This window comes from Pseudarthrobacter sp. C4D7 (genome assembly GCF_013359725.1).
Lineage (GTDB): Bacteria > Actinomycetota > Actinomycetes > Actinomycetales > Micrococcaceae > Arthrobacter.
On the sequence record NZ_JABFMW010000019.1, the window covers coordinates 14,825 to 30,024 of the forward strand.

Annotated in this window: 15 protein-coding genes; 4 read left to right on the top strand and 11 right to left on the bottom strand. The window is 67.0% G+C overall.

Annotated features, from left to right (window positions below; genetic code table 11):
* Window positions 1-105 precede the first annotated feature (105 nt).
* A complete protein-coding gene (locus HNO81_RS13615; protein ID WP_175318644.1) occupies window positions 106-831 on the bottom strand; it encodes a hemerythrin domain-containing protein in 726 nt (241 codons plus the stop codon).
* 189 nt (window positions 832-1,020) lie between these two features.
* Between HNO81_RS13615 and HNO81_RS20440 the strand changes: the two genes are divergently transcribed.
* Both HNO81_RS20440 and HNO81_RS13620 read left to right on the top strand, forming a co-directional pair.
* Window positions 1,021-1,368, top strand: a complete 348-nt coding sequence (locus tag HNO81_RS20440) for a hypothetical protein (protein ID WP_371818262.1) — start codon at window positions 1,021-1,023, stop codon at window positions 1,366-1,368.
* A complete protein-coding gene (locus tag HNO81_RS13620) occupies window positions 1,313-2,275 on the top strand; it encodes a S8 family serine peptidase (protein ID WP_371818263.1) in 963 nt (320 codons plus the stop codon). The genes HNO81_RS20440 and HNO81_RS13620 overlap by 56 nt, the downstream gene beginning before the upstream one ends.
* 29 nt (window positions 2,276-2,304) lie before the next feature.
* On the opposite strand, the gene HNO81_RS13625 is transcribed toward HNO81_RS13620, so the two are convergent.
* From HNO81_RS13625 to HNO81_RS13665, 9 genes are all read right to left on the bottom strand, one after another.
* Window positions 2,305-4,542: a PKD domain-containing protein gene (locus HNO81_RS13625; protein ID WP_217509423.1), complete on the bottom strand. Its 2,238-nt coding sequence runs from the start codon at window positions 4,540-4,542 to the stop codon at window positions 2,305-2,307.
* A 432-nt stretch (window positions 4,543-4,974) separates the two neighbouring features.
* Window positions 4,975-5,484 (bottom strand): DUF4862 family protein, encoded by a 510-nt coding sequence (locus HNO81_RS20445; RefSeq protein WP_175318645.1) that lies wholly within the window; start codon window positions 5,482-5,484, stop codon window positions 4,975-4,977.
* Window positions 5,394-5,954, bottom strand: a complete 561-nt coding sequence (locus tag HNO81_RS13635; RefSeq protein ID WP_175318646.1) for a DUF4862 family protein — start codon at window positions 5,952-5,954, stop codon at window positions 5,394-5,396. Before HNO81_RS13635 ends, HNO81_RS20445 begins: the two co-directional genes overlap by 91 nt.
* Window positions 5,951-6,724 (bottom strand): fumarylacetoacetate hydrolase family protein, encoded by a 774-nt coding sequence (locus HNO81_RS13640; protein WP_175318647.1) that lies wholly within the window; start codon window positions 6,722-6,724, stop codon window positions 5,951-5,953. The genes HNO81_RS13635 and HNO81_RS13640 overlap by 4 nt, the downstream gene beginning before the upstream one ends.
* Window positions 6,725-7,474, bottom strand: a complete 750-nt coding sequence (locus tag HNO81_RS13645; RefSeq protein ID WP_175318648.1) for an amino acid ABC transporter ATP-binding protein — start codon at window positions 7,472-7,474, stop codon at window positions 6,725-6,727. It abuts the gene before it with no gap.
* On the bottom strand, window positions 7,471-8,172 hold the full coding sequence (locus HNO81_RS13650) for an amino acid ABC transporter permease (RefSeq protein WP_175318649.1): 702 nt from the start codon (window positions 8,170-8,172) through the stop codon (window positions 7,471-7,473). The genes HNO81_RS13645 and HNO81_RS13650 overlap by 4 nt, the downstream gene beginning before the upstream one ends.
* A 6-nt stretch (window positions 8,173-8,178) precedes the next feature.
* Window positions 8,179-8,979, bottom strand: coding sequence for a transporter substrate-binding domain-containing protein (locus HNO81_RS13655; RefSeq protein WP_175318650.1), 801 nt, complete (start codon window positions 8,977-8,979; stop codon window positions 8,179-8,181).
* A gap of 171 nt (window positions 8,980-9,150) precedes the next feature.
* Window positions 9,151-10,569: an amidase gene (locus tag HNO81_RS13660; RefSeq protein ID WP_175318651.1), complete on the bottom strand. Its 1,419-nt coding sequence runs from the start codon at window positions 10,567-10,569 to the stop codon at window positions 9,151-9,153.
* A complete protein-coding gene (locus HNO81_RS13665) occupies window positions 10,566-11,237 on the bottom strand; it encodes a GntR family transcriptional regulator (protein ID WP_175318652.1) in 672 nt (223 codons plus the stop codon). Before HNO81_RS13665 ends, HNO81_RS13660 begins: the two co-directional genes overlap by 4 nt.
* A gap of 135 nt (window positions 11,238-11,372) precedes the next feature.
* Here HNO81_RS13665 and HNO81_RS13670 point away from each other — a divergent pair, with 135 nt between their 5' ends.
* Window positions 11,373-12,398: a bile acid:sodium symporter family protein gene (locus HNO81_RS13670; RefSeq protein WP_175318653.1), complete on the top strand. Its 1,026-nt coding sequence runs from the start codon at window positions 11,373-11,375 to the stop codon at window positions 12,396-12,398.
* Between the two features lie 94 nt (window positions 12,399-12,492).
* Here the strand turns inward: HNO81_RS13670 and HNO81_RS13675 are convergent, their stop codons facing one another.
* Window positions 12,493-14,082: an alkaline phosphatase gene (locus tag HNO81_RS13675; RefSeq protein WP_175318654.1), complete on the bottom strand. Its 1,590-nt coding sequence runs from the start codon at window positions 14,080-14,082 to the stop codon at window positions 12,493-12,495.
* Between the two features lie 193 nt (window positions 14,083-14,275).
* On the opposite strand from HNO81_RS13675, the gene HNO81_RS13680 reads away from it, so the two are divergent.
* Window positions 14,276-15,082 (top strand): SDR family oxidoreductase, encoded by an 807-nt coding sequence (locus HNO81_RS13680; protein ID WP_175318655.1) that lies wholly within the window; start codon window positions 14,276-14,278, stop codon window positions 15,080-15,082.
* The last annotated feature ends 118 nt before the right edge of the window (window positions 15,083-15,200 follow it).

The window sequence follows — 15,200 nt, forward strand, 5'->3', positions numbered from 1 at the left end:
GGGAGTGATCCACGGCATGCGTTCTGATGGGAGGCTACCGCTAAGTTCATTAAAAGAACAAGTGTTCGAAGAGCGAACGGGCTGAATGCGCCGGACGCAGAGTCCCTACAGCGTCTCCGGCACTGGCCGCCCGGGAAACAGCGTGGCGTACTGCTTCCGGTACATCCGCCGGCCCACCAGTTTGTAGGCGAGCCGGACCGGGGGCGGGATCTCCTTGAACAGCTCCCGCCGGTCCGCCGGAGGGTTGGTGGCCAGCACCATGCCGAGGTACCCCACCATGAACTTCTTGTCGAGCTTGTTGATCCCGTGCTGCCCCACGGCCGCGGCTTCCTTTTCGGTCATCACCCTGTCCGCCACCGGCATCATCTCGGTGACCTCGCGGCGCAGGTGCGTGTTGAGGACGTGCGACAGCTCCTCGTAGAGGGCCGCGAGATCGGCGGCAGACTGCTCATCCGCCGTCCGCATCCACCGCAGCCGCACCGGCTCAATGGCGTCGAGCCGGTGCGTGACCTGCCGGTGCTGCTCCAGCATCTGCCCCACGTGCAGCGCGCAGGCCGGCGCCCGATCCGCCAGCTGCGGGTACATGAGGAGGTCTTCCCCTTCATGGTGGATATGCAGGACCTTGTCGAAGTTCCCCAGCACCTCGCCCACGTAGGCGGCGCGGGCCGTATCCCCGGCCGCCGCGGACCGGACCAGGCCCGGCGCCTCGCCGTAGGCCCACAGGAAGAAGCGGTGGATGCGCCGCATGGCTGCGGTCCCGGAGCACAGGACGGGCCCTGTGGGGAGTGGCGGCGCGGTCTCGCCGGGCTGCATGGTGAAGAAGTCGGTCATGGTGGGCCCCTATTTTTGTCATTCAGTGAGACCACGGACCTCTCCCCGGGAGCATCGTAGCCCCGGGCCCTGCAGCGCACAACGGCTGTGCGGGAGCACGACGGCGGCACCCGCCGCACGCACGCAGCGCGCCACATTCGGGGGCCTTTACCCCTATCCGGACCGCCCGCGCGGGGCCACGATGGCGGCATGGGAAAACTCTTCACCGCCGGCCTCGCGGCAGCTGCCATGGCGCTGGGCACTGTCCCGCTTGCCCTTCCCGCCACCGCAGCGCCGGAAGCCCCGCCCGCGCACATCCTCGTCAAGTTCCGCGACGACGGTGCCGCCGCCGGCGTCCTCCAGCGGCACGGCCTGGCCGGCGGCTCCGCCGTCGGGAGCACTGGCGCCCTGCTGGTGGGCGTTGCCGCCGGCGCCGAAAAGCAGCTCATTGACGCCCTCAGCCGGGACCCCGCCGTCGACTACGCCGAACCGGACCCAGCCGGTGGGTGCTGCCACCTCGGACCAGTACTTTCCGCGCCAGTACGCCCTGCAGAATGACGGCCAGTCGTTCACCAACACCGCGGGGGACATCACGGTTCCCGTCGGTACCAAGGACGCCGACGTGGACGCGGTGGAGGCGTGGAACACCACCACCGGCGGTGGCATCAAGGTCGCCGTGCTGGATTCCGGCGTCGCCAGTGACAACCCGGACATCGCGCCCAAGGTGGTGGCCCGGACCAACTTCAGCAGCTCGGCCACCAAGGCCGGCGACCCCGTCGCAGAGGACTACTACGGCCACGGCACCCATGTGGACGGCAACGTTGCCGCCACGGTGGACAACACCATCGGGGTGGCCGGAGTGTGCCCCGGCTGCACCATCCTGGCCGGCAAGGTCCTGAACGACAGCGGCGTTGGCTCCAGCTCCAGCCTGGCCAGCGGCATCGACTGGGCCGTCAGCAACGGCGCCAAGGTGGTCAACATGAGCCTGGGGGTGCGGGCCTCGCGGACCCTGGAAACCGCCGTCAACAACGCCTGGAAGAAGGGAGTGGTGCTGGTGGCTGCGGCCGGCAACGGCGGCAACCAGACCAAGATCTATCCGGGCGCCTACCCCAACGTCATCGCCGTCGGCGCCACCGACAACAACGACGCCAAGGCCCCGTTCTCCACGTACGGGGCCAGCTGGGTGGACCTGGCCGCGCCGGGGGTGAACGTCTACTCCACCTTCCCTAACCACCCCTTCGTCCTGGCCACGCAGAACAACCGGTCCCAGGGGTACGACGTCGGCAATGGCAGCTCGATGTCCTCAGCCATCGTGGCCGCCGCCGCAGCCCTCGCCTGGAGCGCCCACCCCGGCGCGACGAACAGCGCCATCAGGTCGGGCCTGGAATCCACTGCTGACCGGGTCGCCGGAACCGGCACCTATTGGGCCTACGGCCGGGTCAACGCTGCCGGCGCCGTGAAGTAGCCCGCCGTGCGGCAGGGCCGGCCACCGGCTTAGCCCGCAGGCTTCAGGGCTGCCTGCCAGACGGCCGCCGCACGCGCCCCGCCCAGGGTCCAGGTGGCCGCCCCGGCCGCCCCGGCTGCCCCTGCCGTGCCCTGGACCTTGTCCGCGAGTTCGGCAATCTGGCCACCGGCGGCCTGCCACCGCTGGGTCCAGCCGCTCGGTGCCGAGGACACCACCGGTGACGCACAGTCACACCCCACGCCGCCGATCAGCATGGCGCCGTTGGTGGCGGCGGTGACGCTTGGGGCGGTGATGCTGGTGGCGGTGTACGTGGCGTCCACGGCCGTCGCGACCGGGCTGTCAAGCGGCGCGGTGGTGTTCACGCCCCGGTAGCCGGTGATGCCGCCGCCCCACTTCACGGCGGTGCTGAGGGTCCACGCGTAGCTGGCAGGATCAGAGGCACCCACCACGTGGTAGTAGGCGAAGACCCTGGCACCGGAGGTGGAGGAGCTGTTGATGCCGAGGCCGTTCACCAGCGGAGTCCAGCCCGCCGGGACGGATGCCATGGCCGGGTTCAGGTCCGCCGTGATGGAGGCGACCAGGACGTCGCCGGCCGCGGTGCCCGCGGGCGCGCTGAGGGAGACGGCGGAGGCGGCTGTTCCTGCGTAGGTGGTGACTGATCCGACGGCGGTGATGCCGGTGGCCGCCGGTGCCGCCCCGACCGTGATCGGTGTGCTCGCCGAGCTGGAGCTGCCGCTGTTGGTGGCGGTCAGCTTTGCGGTGTAGGTACCGGCTGCCGTGTAGCTGTGGGTGGGATTCTGGGCGGTGGACGTGCCGCCGTCGCCAAAGTCCCAGGCCCAGGACGTGGGCGAGCCGGTGGACGTGTCGGTGAAGGCGACGTTCAGCGGCGCGGTTCCTGAGGTGGGGGAGGCTGAGAAGGACGCCACCGGCGCTGTCACTGCCGGGCCCAGCGGACGGTCCGAATACCAGTAGCGCTTGGCGACGTCGTCGCTGGCCAGGACCACGATGCCGGTGGAACTGTCCACGCCCTGCTTGGTGGTGGTCACGTTGTTCATGGCGGACGACGATGCGCCCTGGATGACGGGAGTCCCGCGACCGGTGCCGAAGACCGGGTTGTCCATGGACGCCGTCTTCTCGTAGATGCTGCCGGCAACCCCGGAGTACGCGCAGCCGCTGACCGACGTGGGCGGGGCGGTCTGGAACGCATGGACCAGGTTGTTTTGGGTGTCCAGGACAATCTGCGGCCTGCTGACGCAGTCACCGGTGGTGGAGATGGTGGATTGCGTGAAGGATCCCGTGCCGGGCCTGAAGACGAGCAGCAGCAGCTGCGGCAGCGTGGGGTCGCTGGAGACGTCATTCAGGCTGGTCTTCACCGCGGCGAACACCCGGCCGCCGGTATCCGACTGCAGCGACTTGATGTTCAGGTGGTCATCAGCCTGCCCCTGGCCCCGGATGGCCGGCTGGAAGTTCCAGGACGACGACGCGGTGGGGGCGGTCCCGTCCGTGCGCGAGGCCCACCACACCGAGCCGGTGAGCTGGTCGCTCCACATCACGCCGATCTTGTTCTTGTTGTAGGACACCACGGCCGAGATGTCATCCGGTGCCGGGTGCGGGTTGGAGACCGGGAGGACGAACGGCGCAGCCCAGCTGGAACCGCCGGGCGCCGAGTTGTTGACGTAGACCGTGTTGGTGAATCCGCTGGTGCTGTTGCCCGCCACCTGCGTCCACGTGGCCCAGATGGCGCCGGTGCTGTCCTCATCGATGGTCATCGACTCGCTGCTGTTGGTGGCGATGACCGTGGGGAAGCCGGCATCCAGGGTGTACTTCCCGGCGGCATAGCTGTACCGGTAAAGGTAGGCGGGTTGCCCGGCGGCAGACGCGACCGGCTTGGCGTCGGTGGAGACCGTGACCACGTGCGACGCGATGTACAGGTGGCTGCCGTCCCACAGGGTGTCCGCCAGGGTGCTGCCGCGGGTGTCATTGACCACGCCCGTGTTCACCCAGGTGGCGCTGGGCCGGTCCAGCCGGTAGATGCCCCAGCCGCTGCCGCTGGTCCACATATCCGCCCACCAGGAACCGTCATTCCACCACAGCTTGCTCTGCGGTTTGTCCGAGGTGGGCGGATTGGCGACGCCGGAATAGGCGATGCTGGGGGTGCCGTAGACAGGATCGGCGGATGCCGGCGGGGCTCCCGTCAGGGCGGCGGCCGCTATCAGGGCCAGGACCACCGCGTGCCGCAGCCAACCGGGGAGAACTGCGATCTTCATGGCCGGCTCCTGGGCGCTGATGCCGTGTAGGCGGATGCTCTTCGTTGACGTCGTTCCCGCCGGCCCAGCCCAGCGCGACCCCCCTAGGGGACCACGAGGGCACCCCTAGGGGACCAACACTAGGCTCCATTAGGTACCCCTACAAGGACACTGGGTACCTGTCTTTGTTGCCTGGGGCTACTGGTTCTTCAAGGCCTGCCATCAACGCATTTGCGCAACTCTTGGCTTCACGACGAGCAGTGAACCCCGCAAATACAGGGCCCGCATCAACCAGCAGCCCGTAAGTCACGCAAACGCGTCAGCCACAGGGCGAACACAGCTGTCTTGCGTGGAAGGCGGCCCGCACAGGCGTGCTGCGGGGCAGCCGGCAACGCGGGAAGCGCAGGGGTGTCGCGGCGGGGCGGTAACCCGGGCTGGCAACATCCCGAGTGGTCAGAAACCGGCGGCCCGAGCCACATCGATCGAACCAGACAGCAGCCCTACCCGCCGGGCCACTGAGGACCCCGGCGGCGCGGACACCTTCAGCCCGCGGTAAACCTCCTTGTCTGGCCCACCGGGCGCATGCTCCAGCGCGGCGCTCACCGATCTGATCCATGCAGGAGTCAGCAACGATGCCGGCTCGACGGGTGCCGGCGGCACGTGGCAGTCATCCCATGCTTCACCGAAACGGGTGGCTACCGGGGCGCATCCGGACAGGACAACCCCGGCCAGCAACTCCGAGTCCAGGCACGCCCGGATGTGGTGGAAGGCGGCAACTCCGTCGCGGACTTCAATGGCTGAGCGCCCCCAGTTGACCGCTACTCTCGTTCCCGTTCCGGAGGCGGTGACTGCCTGCAGTTCCTCCTCCAGCGTCAGGAAGCCCTTGACCGGAGTTTGGTCATGTATTGCCGCGTCACAATGCTCCAGCACCGGCCGTGCACCGTCCCAGCTGAACCCCGCCAACTGCTCCAGCGAGGCAGCCAGCGGCCCGCGGCGCCGGCAGGCACACCGTGGAGGACAGGGCGCGGCGCGCTGAACAGATGCACAGCAAGGACCGCCCGGCGGCCCAGTGCGGCGGTAAGCGCCCGCACCGCTTCCGAGGCAGCGGCGGCACGCGCCACGGCGGCCTGCCTCCCGGCCGAGGTCAGGGACGCCAGCCCGAAGTCGGCTGAGCCATCCTGCCGGGACATCGTGTCCGGAACGGTGGTCACCACAAACGTCAGGTGGTCGGGGAGCTGCCGTACCTGCTCAAGAAACCAGTCGCCGTCGTACTTATGCAACTGGCCCGTGGGGTAGAACGGAACCTCAAGCCCGGACACACCGGGCAGCCGGGCTGCGGCGTGCAGGAATGCCGCCTCAGCCTCCGGATTCCATCCGTCCAGGGCGGGCGCTGCCGCGTAGCTGCCCAGGATCAGGCCCGCGCTGCCGCTCACACCAGGGCCGCCGCTGCGGACATGACAGGGTTCCGTAGTGTTCCCACTCCCGCAATTTCCACCGAGACGGTGTCACCCGGGCTGAGCTCCAGGATGGACTCGTCGGCTGCCCACGGGGTGCCGGTGAGGAGCACATCGCCGGGGTAAAGGGTCATGAAGCGGGAACAGAACATGAGGAGTTCCGCCACGCTGAAGACCATATAGGCCGTAGACGAGTCTTGGACTGGTTCGTCATTCACTGTGGTCCTAATGCCGAGTGACTGCAGGTCCGGAATCTCGTCCAGCGTCACCAAGTCAGGCCCGAGAGGGCACAACGTGTCCAGGCTTTTTCCCCGTGTGGACTGTACGTCCGCGGCTTGGAGGTCCCGGGCAGACACGTCGTTGGCAACCGTCACTCCTGCCACCGCCCGCAGCGCCGTCTCGGTGCTTCCCGCGTTCTTGAGGAGACTGCCGATGACGACGGCGAGCTCGCCTTCGCAGACCACCTGACCGGCCAGTGCCGGGTCAAGGATGATCGGGGCACCGTCCGTGGCCAGGCTGCCCGCGAACTTGCCGAAGACCAGGGGGACGCGTCCCGGTGCCCGCCGGTCCGGGGCTGTGCCTCCGGCGGGCCCGGGGGAGAAGGGAGCTTCCGGCCCAGGCGAGGGCCAGTAGTTTTCGCCTATGCCGATCAGCTGCCCGGGTATCCGGACGCCTGGCAAAAGAGCGCAGGCCAGGGACGGACGCAGATCCGGACCCGGCTCGGCCAGGAACAGGGGGTGCCTGGCCATTCAGTGGCTCAGGTGCGAGGCGTACACGCGCAGGCGGGGGTGCTGGAACACTTCGTCCGGCGGCCCTTCCGCCACAATGCCTCCGTGTTCCATGAAGATCACGCGGTCGGCGACCTCGCGGGCGAACTTCATCTCGTGGGTCACGATCACCATGGTCATGCCGGTCCTGGCCAGTTTCGCCATGATGTCCAGCACCTCATTCACCAGCTCCGGGTCCAGGGCGGATGTGGGCTCATCGAAAAGGATGGCCTTGGGGTCCATCATCAGCGCCCGGCAGATGGCAACCCGCTGCTGCTGCCCGCCGGACAGGTCCGCCGGGTAGGCGTCCGCCTTGTCCTCCAGGCCAACGGACCGCAGCTTCTCCATGGCCCGCGGAACGGCGTCGGCCCGTTTCTGCCCTTTGGCGATCACCGGGCCCTCCAAGAGGTTGTCCAGGACCGTGCGGTGCGGCCAGAGGTTGAACTGCTGGAACACCATGGCGATTTCCCGCCGGAGCCAGGTCAGCCGGAACTGGTCCAGCACGCCCAGCTTGCCCCGCCCGTTGGGTGTGTAGAACACCTGGCGGCCGTCCACGTGGATCCGGCCGGCGTCGGGCACCTCCAGCATGTTGATGCACCGCAGCAGGGTGCTTTTCCCTGCTCCGCTGGGGCCGATGATGGCCACCACCTCGCCGGGCAGGATCCGCAGGTCCACGTCTTTCAGGACTTGGCGCGAGTTGTAGCTCTTGGTCAATCCGGTGATGCCGATCATGCCATGCTCCCTACAGCTTCACGGAGTTGCTTGGTGGTGCCCATCTTGCGGCCCATTTTCTTTTCGATGACGAGTTGCAGGACCATCAGGAGGCTGGTCATGACCAGGTACATGGCCGCCACAACGCCCAAGGTTTCCATGACGTTGTAGGTGGAGTTGTATGCCTTCTGGCCCTGCAGCATCAGGTCCGGCACGGTGATTACGGAGATCTGTGCCGACTCCTTCAACATGATGATGCAGTTGTTGATGTACGGGGGAGTCATGAGCCGGATGCCTTCCGGCGCCGTGACCCGGACGAACTTTTGCAGCGGGTTCATGCCCACAGAGTCGGCCGCCTCCAGGTGGCCCGCGTTCACCGATTTGAGCCCTGCCCTGATGATCTCGGAAAAGAACGACGCCGAGTTGAGGCTCATGGCGATCAGCCCCGCCGTGAAGGCGTCCATGGTCAGCCCGAACGGCTTCGTGTAATAGAAGAAGAACAGGGAGAGCATGAGCGGCAGGCCGCGGAAGAACCAGACGTAGGCGGCTGCGAAGATTCGCAGGGCACGGACCCGCGATAGCCTCAGGGTGGCGATGACGTAGCCAAGGACGGTGGCGCAGACGATGGCTGCGGCAACAATTCCCAGCGTGGTCAACGCCCCAGCCAGGAAGATGGGGAAATATTCGGCTGCGACAGAGCCGGGATCATAAGTGTTCATGGTTGATCAGGCGGAGGGGATCTCGACCGTAAATCCGAACCACTTCTGGTTCAGTTTTTCGAGGGTGCCGTCGGCCTTGAGTTCCTCGATGATCTTGTCCACCTTGGGCTTCATCTCGGTATCGTCTTTCGGAAGTCCCACGCCGGCGGGCTTGGTGCCGTAGACGTCGCCCACGATTTTCAGTTCAGACGCAAGCGGGGAGTTCTTCATGAAGTTCTCTGCGGCGATTCTGCCGGTTGCGAAGACCTCGATCCTGCCGGCGGCTACGTCTGCGAAACCTTCGGGTGCGCCGGGGTAGGCCTTCAGCTCGGTAAACCCGCCGATGCCCTTGACGTCCGTTTCCGTTCCGGAACCGCCAATGGCTCCCACTACCAGGCCGTCCAGCTTGCTGAGCTGCTCCACCTTCGAGTTGTCCTTCTTCACTACCGCCACTGCGCCGTCCGCCAGGTAGGGCGTGGAGAAAGTGATGGACTGCTTACGCGCATCCGTCATGGTTAAGCCGGACATGACGGCGTCGAACTTGCCGCTGTTCAGGCCCGGGAGCAGCCCGGTCAGTTGGCCTTCCACAAATTCCGGTTCCATGCCGAGCTTCTCCGCAATCAGGGTGCCCACTTCAATGTCGAAGCCTGTGAGCTTGCCGGCTTCGGAGAAGGTGATGGGCCGGAAGGTGCCGCTCGTGGCGATGGTGAATTTTTCCTTTGGCGCGGACTCTGCGGATGCGTTGCTGGTTGCTGCGCAGCCACTGGCAGCGAGGGTTAGCGCTGCCAGGGCGGCTACTACGGCGGCTTTGCTGGTGCGTGAAAACATGCGGGCTTCCCACTTTCGGTGATCCATGTGCCAGTGATGTGCTGACACGGATGACGCTATGGGTTCCGTGTGTCCGGAAATCGCCTGCTTCGTTTCCGGAACGTTAATTGTGAATTCTGTAGACAATCTGTTCAGGGTGGCCCGCAGGATGTGCATGGGCGGGCGCCGGCTTTAGCCGGGGTCTGCCGCCAGTTGCTCGAGGAGCTCGGCGAACGCGAGAGCGTTTAGTTCGCCGCCTGGAGGGGCGACCACCTGCACCGACAGGGGAAGGCCCTCAGTGGAAAGCCCCACCGGAAGCGACACCACGGGGCACCCCGTGAGCGTTACCGCCCGGCACGGGCCCATGATTTCCCATCCCTGCAGCTGCTCGCCGTCCACCTCCAGCGTGCCGTCCACCCTGGCGGCGGGGCCGCCCGCGACGGGAAGGAGGGCGATGTCCGCGGACTTTAGCTGCTTGATCGCGGCGGAGCGGGCCGCCTCCGCAGCCACGCGTGCCCGGGCGGTTTCTCCGGGCGATGCTGCCAGCGAATTCTCGATGGTCTGCAGGTTGGCGACGCTAATGGCGTCCTCTCTGCCGGCGACCGCGGCGGCGTGATCCACCATGGGGTCCAATTCGCGCAGCCGGTTGTAGGTGGGCAGGCAGTCGGCAAAGAGGTCCGGCTGCTCCAAGGCCAAGTGGCCCGCCGCGGCAATGGCGGCGGCCAGCCGTGCCATGACCTCGGTGACCTCTGCGCGGACCGGGCCGAACACGCGGCCATCGCTCCACAAAACCCGGAGGGGCTGCTGCATCGGGACCGGGGGCTCCCCAGGTGCACCGGCCATCACGGTGTACGCCGCCCGGAGGTCACGGACGGAGCGGGCCAGCGGGCCAACCGTCTGGAAAGATCCCTGCATGCCGGGGCTCACAGCCGGGAGTACGCCGTTGTCCCCGAAGTTGCCACCAAGGCCCGGTACCTGCCCCTCGCCGGGAAGCGTGCCGATTCCGGGCCGCAGGGCTGCGATTCCCACGCACTGCGCGGGCCACCTCAGTGACCCGCCGAAGTCCGTTCCTACGCCCAGCGCGGAGATGCCTGCTGCGACCGAGGCGGCCTCGCCGCCGCTGGATCCGCCGGGGGTGGCTTCGGGATAGCGCGGATTTTCCGTCTTGCCCAGCAGAGGGCTCTCGCAGGTCATGCCGAAGGCGAATTCGGGGCAGTTGGTCTTGCCCACCAGGATGGCGTCAGCGTCCAGGAGCCGCTGGACCGAGGGAGCGGTGGTGTTTGCCCTGGTGGTGGCGAACGCCTTGCTGGCAGCCGTGACCGGAAGTCCTGCCACTGCAATCACGTCTTTAACGCTGAAGGGGATCCCGGCCAGCGCGCCCAGCGTCCCGCCCGCGGCGCGGCGGGCATCGAGAGCTGCAGCGGCCAGTTCGGCATTGTCCCAGTCCTCGCTGATGAAAGCGTTGAGGTCCTGGCCCTGCCCGGAGGAGGCACGAGCGCGGGCTTCGGCCAGGACGGCCACGGCGGATGTTCTGCCGGTGCGGACGGCATCGGAGATGGCCGTGGCGTCCGGGAATCCGGAGTTCAGTTGTGCAAGCAGTGAGCCGATCATTCGCCTGCCGCCTTCTTGGCCGCCGAGCCCTGCCGGGCGAGGTAGTCGCGCTCACCGTGCTCCTCGAATTCGCGCCGGATCCGGTCCGCGTCTCCGGAGCGGAGGCACTCCAACAGTTCGGCGTGCCTGTCGCACCCCTTGGTCAGGTCGCCCTTGGACCGTTCCTCGTTGAGCACATTGGCCGCCATGGAAACCTGCATCTGCACCATGAGGGAGCGATAGGTGTCGCTGAGCCTGCGATGTCCGGCGGCGTCGACCAATGCGGTATGGAAGTCGACGTTGGCCTGGACCACTGCGGGTCGGTCGCCGCGCCTTGCTGCTGCCCGCATGGCCTTCATGATTGGGTCGAGCGGGGCGTATGCGGCAGGGTCTTTCCGGGCCAGGAGACGGTCCAGGGCGAACATCTCCAGCGCGCGCCGGAGTGAGTAGATCTCGTCAATGTCGGTATCAGTCATGGACACTACGCGGTAACCGCGCCTCGGCGACTGCTCGAGCAGGCCTTCGCTCTCAAGGGTCCGCAATGCCTCGCGGAGCGGAGGCCGGGAAATGCCCAGCTTTTCGGCGAGGGGAGGTTCGTTCAGCTTGTCGCCAGGCACCAGTTCGCCACTGACAATGAGCTTTCGGATCTCCCGGGCGGCCAGTGCAACGAGGCTCTCTTGCTGAATCATGCTTCAAGACTACTGTCTACACTTAGTCGCCCCGCCCCACCTGGTGGAGTTTACACAGGGTTTACACGGGAAGTGTTGTCGTAAAAATGTCTACAGTATTCTTATTCTTGCTGCCGACTTAAGGATGACTGTTCGATGGGAAAAATACGGGCGCGTTCCGGTTCGGTCCGCCGACGTTTCGAATGGGTTGATTCCTTTGTGCTGCTGCTTCTGGCCACCCTTGCAGCAGCCGCGCTGTGGCCGCCGCGTGGCTGGGCGGGCCCTGTGCTCTCCGCTGCTGCGGGTATCGCCGTGGGACTGCAATTCTTCATCAGCGGATTGAGGCTCCCGCCGGCGGCTGCGCTCCAAGGAGCGAAGGCCTGGCGGCCGCACCTGGTTATTGTCGCTTTTTCCTTTGCCGTCTTCCCGCTGCTGGGACTCGGTGTGGCTGCCGGTTCTTCCTGGTTTCTTTCGCGCGAGCTGGTCGCAGGACTGCTGTTTCTGACCATGCTGCCTACGGCGGTCCAGACCGCCACCACGTTCACCGGCATCGCCGGGGGAAATACTGCGTTGGCCGTGTGCGCCGCCTCGATCTCCAACCTCCTGGGAGTGGTAGCCACGCCCCTTCTGGCTGCCCTGGTTCTGGGTTCTTTCGGGGGCCTGCACGCGGACGCGGTGTTCAAGATAGCGCTGCAGATCATTGCGCCGTTTGTGGCGGGGCAGTTGCTTCATAAACCGCTGGCGCCGTGGACTGTCCGCCGGGCGAAAACGCTGAAAGTGGTAGACCGCACCGCCATTCTCCTGGTGGTGTATGGAGCTTTCGGCGCTGCCGTGGCCGGCGGTCTGTGGCAGCAGATTCCGCCCGCTCAGCTGGCCGTGACGGCGGGGATTTGTGTAACCCTGTTAGCGCTGATGCTCTCCGCGACATACTTGACGGCACGCAGATTAGGCTTCCAACGTGCTGATGCCACCGCAGTCTTCTTCTGCGGTTCGCAGAAGAGCCTGGCCAGCGGGCTGCCGCTCTCGGCCATCCTGTTCCAGGGGCCACTTGCCGGTGTGGTGATCCTGCCGGTCATCATCTACCACGCCATGCAGCTGATCGTGTGCGCGGCCATCGCCCGCCGGTTGGGCAAACGTGCCGAACCCGCCGTTGCCGAGGCCCCGCTCGACGCGTTTGCGTAACTTATGCCCGGAACCGGATCAGGAACCCATGCAGAATCGGGGTGCCAGTCGACCCGGGGGCCCAAAAGTCACGCAAACGCGTCCCGCCCCAAGGTCAGCCGCGCGCCTGCAGCCCGGGCACGCCGTCGCGGATCTCGAAGGAGGCCTTGGTGGACACCGGGGCGCTCGGCGTCGTGACGTGGTCCAGCACCCGGAAGTCCGCGGTCATGGCGTCCCTGGTGATGCGCGTGGTCACGTAGCCGCGGTTGTCGTTGTAGAACTTCAGGTGCGGGTTCCAGGCCATGGTGGCGTCCGTGGTGGAGCCGGTGCCGTCGCCGGTGGACGTGATGGAGGTGCACACCAGCTCCGAGCCCACCACGGGGGAGACGGGATCCTTGTAGTCCACCTTGACGTCGTTGGCCCAGTTGCGGTGCACGTCGCCGGTCAGCACGACGGCGTTGCGGACGTTCGCGTCCACCCAGCCCTGGGTGATGCGGCGGCGGGAGGCCGCGTACCCGTCCCAGCCGTCCATGGACACGTCGTCGATCTCCGGCGCCTTGTTCCGGTCGCGCTCGGCGAAGAAGACCTGCTGGCCCAGGATGTCCCACCGCTGCGTGGAGTTACGGAATCCGTCCAGCAGCCACTTCTCCTGGTCGGCACCGGTGATGGTCCGGTCCTCCGCCAGGCGTTCGGTGACGTTCTTCTTCCAGCCGTCACCGGCCAGCTGGTCGTCCCGGTACTGCCGCGTATCCATCATGTGGAAGTTGGCCAGCTGGCCCCACTGGATCTTCCGGTAGATCTTCATGTCCGGCCCGGACGGGAGCGACGACGGGCGCAGCGGCATGTTCTCGTAGTACGCCTGGAACGCGGCGGCGCGGCGCTCCCGGAAGTGCTCGGTGCTGTCGTTGAGCTGGCCGGCGTCGGTGTTCTCCGGGACGTCGTCCGCCCAGTTGTTGTCCACCTCGTGGTCATCCCACACCACTGCCCACGGTGCGATTGCGTGCGCGGCCTGCAGGTCGGCGTCGGCCTTGTACTGGGCGTGCCTCTGCCGGTACGTCTCCAGCGTGACGGTCTCCGGGCCCTCGTGGTCGCGCGGGTTGCCGCCGCCGATCACGTAGCTGTCCTTCTTGTACTCGTAAAGGTAGTCGCCCAGGTGCAGCACCAGGTCCGGGTGGTCCTCGGCCAGGCGGCGGTAGGCGGTGAAGTAGCCGTGCTCGTACTGGGCGCAGCTGGCGAAAGCCATGGCCAGCGCGGCGGGCGTCTCGTGCAGCGCCGGGCTGGTGAGGGTGCGGCCAACCGGGCTCAGGTGCCTGCCGGCGCGGAACCGGTAGAAGTACTCACGGCCCGCCTTCAGGCCGCGCAGTTCCACATGCACGGAGTGGGCGGACTCAGGACGGGCCTGCTCCACCCCGCGGGCCACCACCTTGCGCATGCCCTGGTCCTCGGCCACCTCCCACTGGACGGCCACCGGGCGGGAGGGCATGCCGCCCAGCCCGTCCTCCGCCACGGGGTTGAGCGCCAGGCGCGTCCACAGCACGAAGCCGTCCGGCCACGGCTCGCCGGAGGCGATGCCCAGCATGAAGGGATCGGTGCGGAGGCCGGCGTCGTCAGCGGTGGAAACCGCGACGGCGGCACTCGGCAAAGCGGCGACCAGCCCGGCGCCGAGGCCGGCAGAGATCAGGGTTCTGCGGGAGATGTTGTCCATGGCTCCCACGCTATTTCCAGCTGTTGTACAGGTTTCGAGGAGGATATGAATGGCCGGTTAACTGTGTGACAAGCCTTGTTGATCTCCGCATTCCCCGGCGCGGCAGGGGACGGGCCTTTGGACTCTGGCCCCCGCGGGGCGCCGCAGGGGAAAGTGGGGGCCGACCCCATCAAGCCCAGGGAAAGAAGGCACCATGCCCCGCACCTCCGTCATCACCGGCGCCGCCTCCGGCATCGGCAAGGCAACCAAGGAACTGCTCGAACAGCGGGGCGAACGGGTGATCGGGGTGGACCTCCACGATGCCGATGTGGTGGCCGACCTCTCCACCGCCCAGGGCCGCACCGGTCTGGTGGACGCGGTGCGGGAAGCCAGCGGTGGCAGGATCGACGCGATCTACGCTGTGGCCGGACTCGCTGTGCCGGCCCCCGCCACGGTGGCCGTGAACTTCTTCGGCACTGTCGCCACGGTGGAGGGGCTGCGGCCGTTGCTGGCCGGATCGGAAGCCCCGCGTGCCGTGCTGGTGTCCTCCATGGCGGCCCTCATGGGCAGTGATGATGAACTGGTGGCGCTGCTGACCGCCGGAGACGAACATGCAGCCATGGAGAAGGCGCAGGTCATGGCCAAAGAACCTGCCACCACCGGCCAACTGATCTATGCGTCCACCAAACTGGCCCTCTCCCGGTGGGTCCGCCGCCAGGCCTCCACCGCAGAGTGGGCCGGAGCCGGGATTCCCCTGAACGCCGTGGCACCCGGCATCATCGCCACGCCCATGACCGCCGACTTGATCGACACCGAACAGGAGCGGGAGTCCCTGCTCACAATGGTTCCGATGCCGCTGAACGGCATCGCCGAACCCATCGTGGTGGCCCGCCTGCTGGCGTGGCTCAACAGCGCCGAAAACACCCACCTGTGCGGGCAGATTGTGTACGTGGACGGCGGCAGCGACGTCGTCCTGCGCGGGGACTCCGTCTGGTTAGGCGACGGAGCGGCGCCTAGCTGATGGCGGTCATGACGTTCCAGCCGGGCCCGACGTTGATGCGCCAGCCGAATTGTCCGTTGCCCAGGCCGGGGTAGGTCCAGAGGTTGCCGTCCGCGTCGCGGGCGGTGAGGTCTGGTTT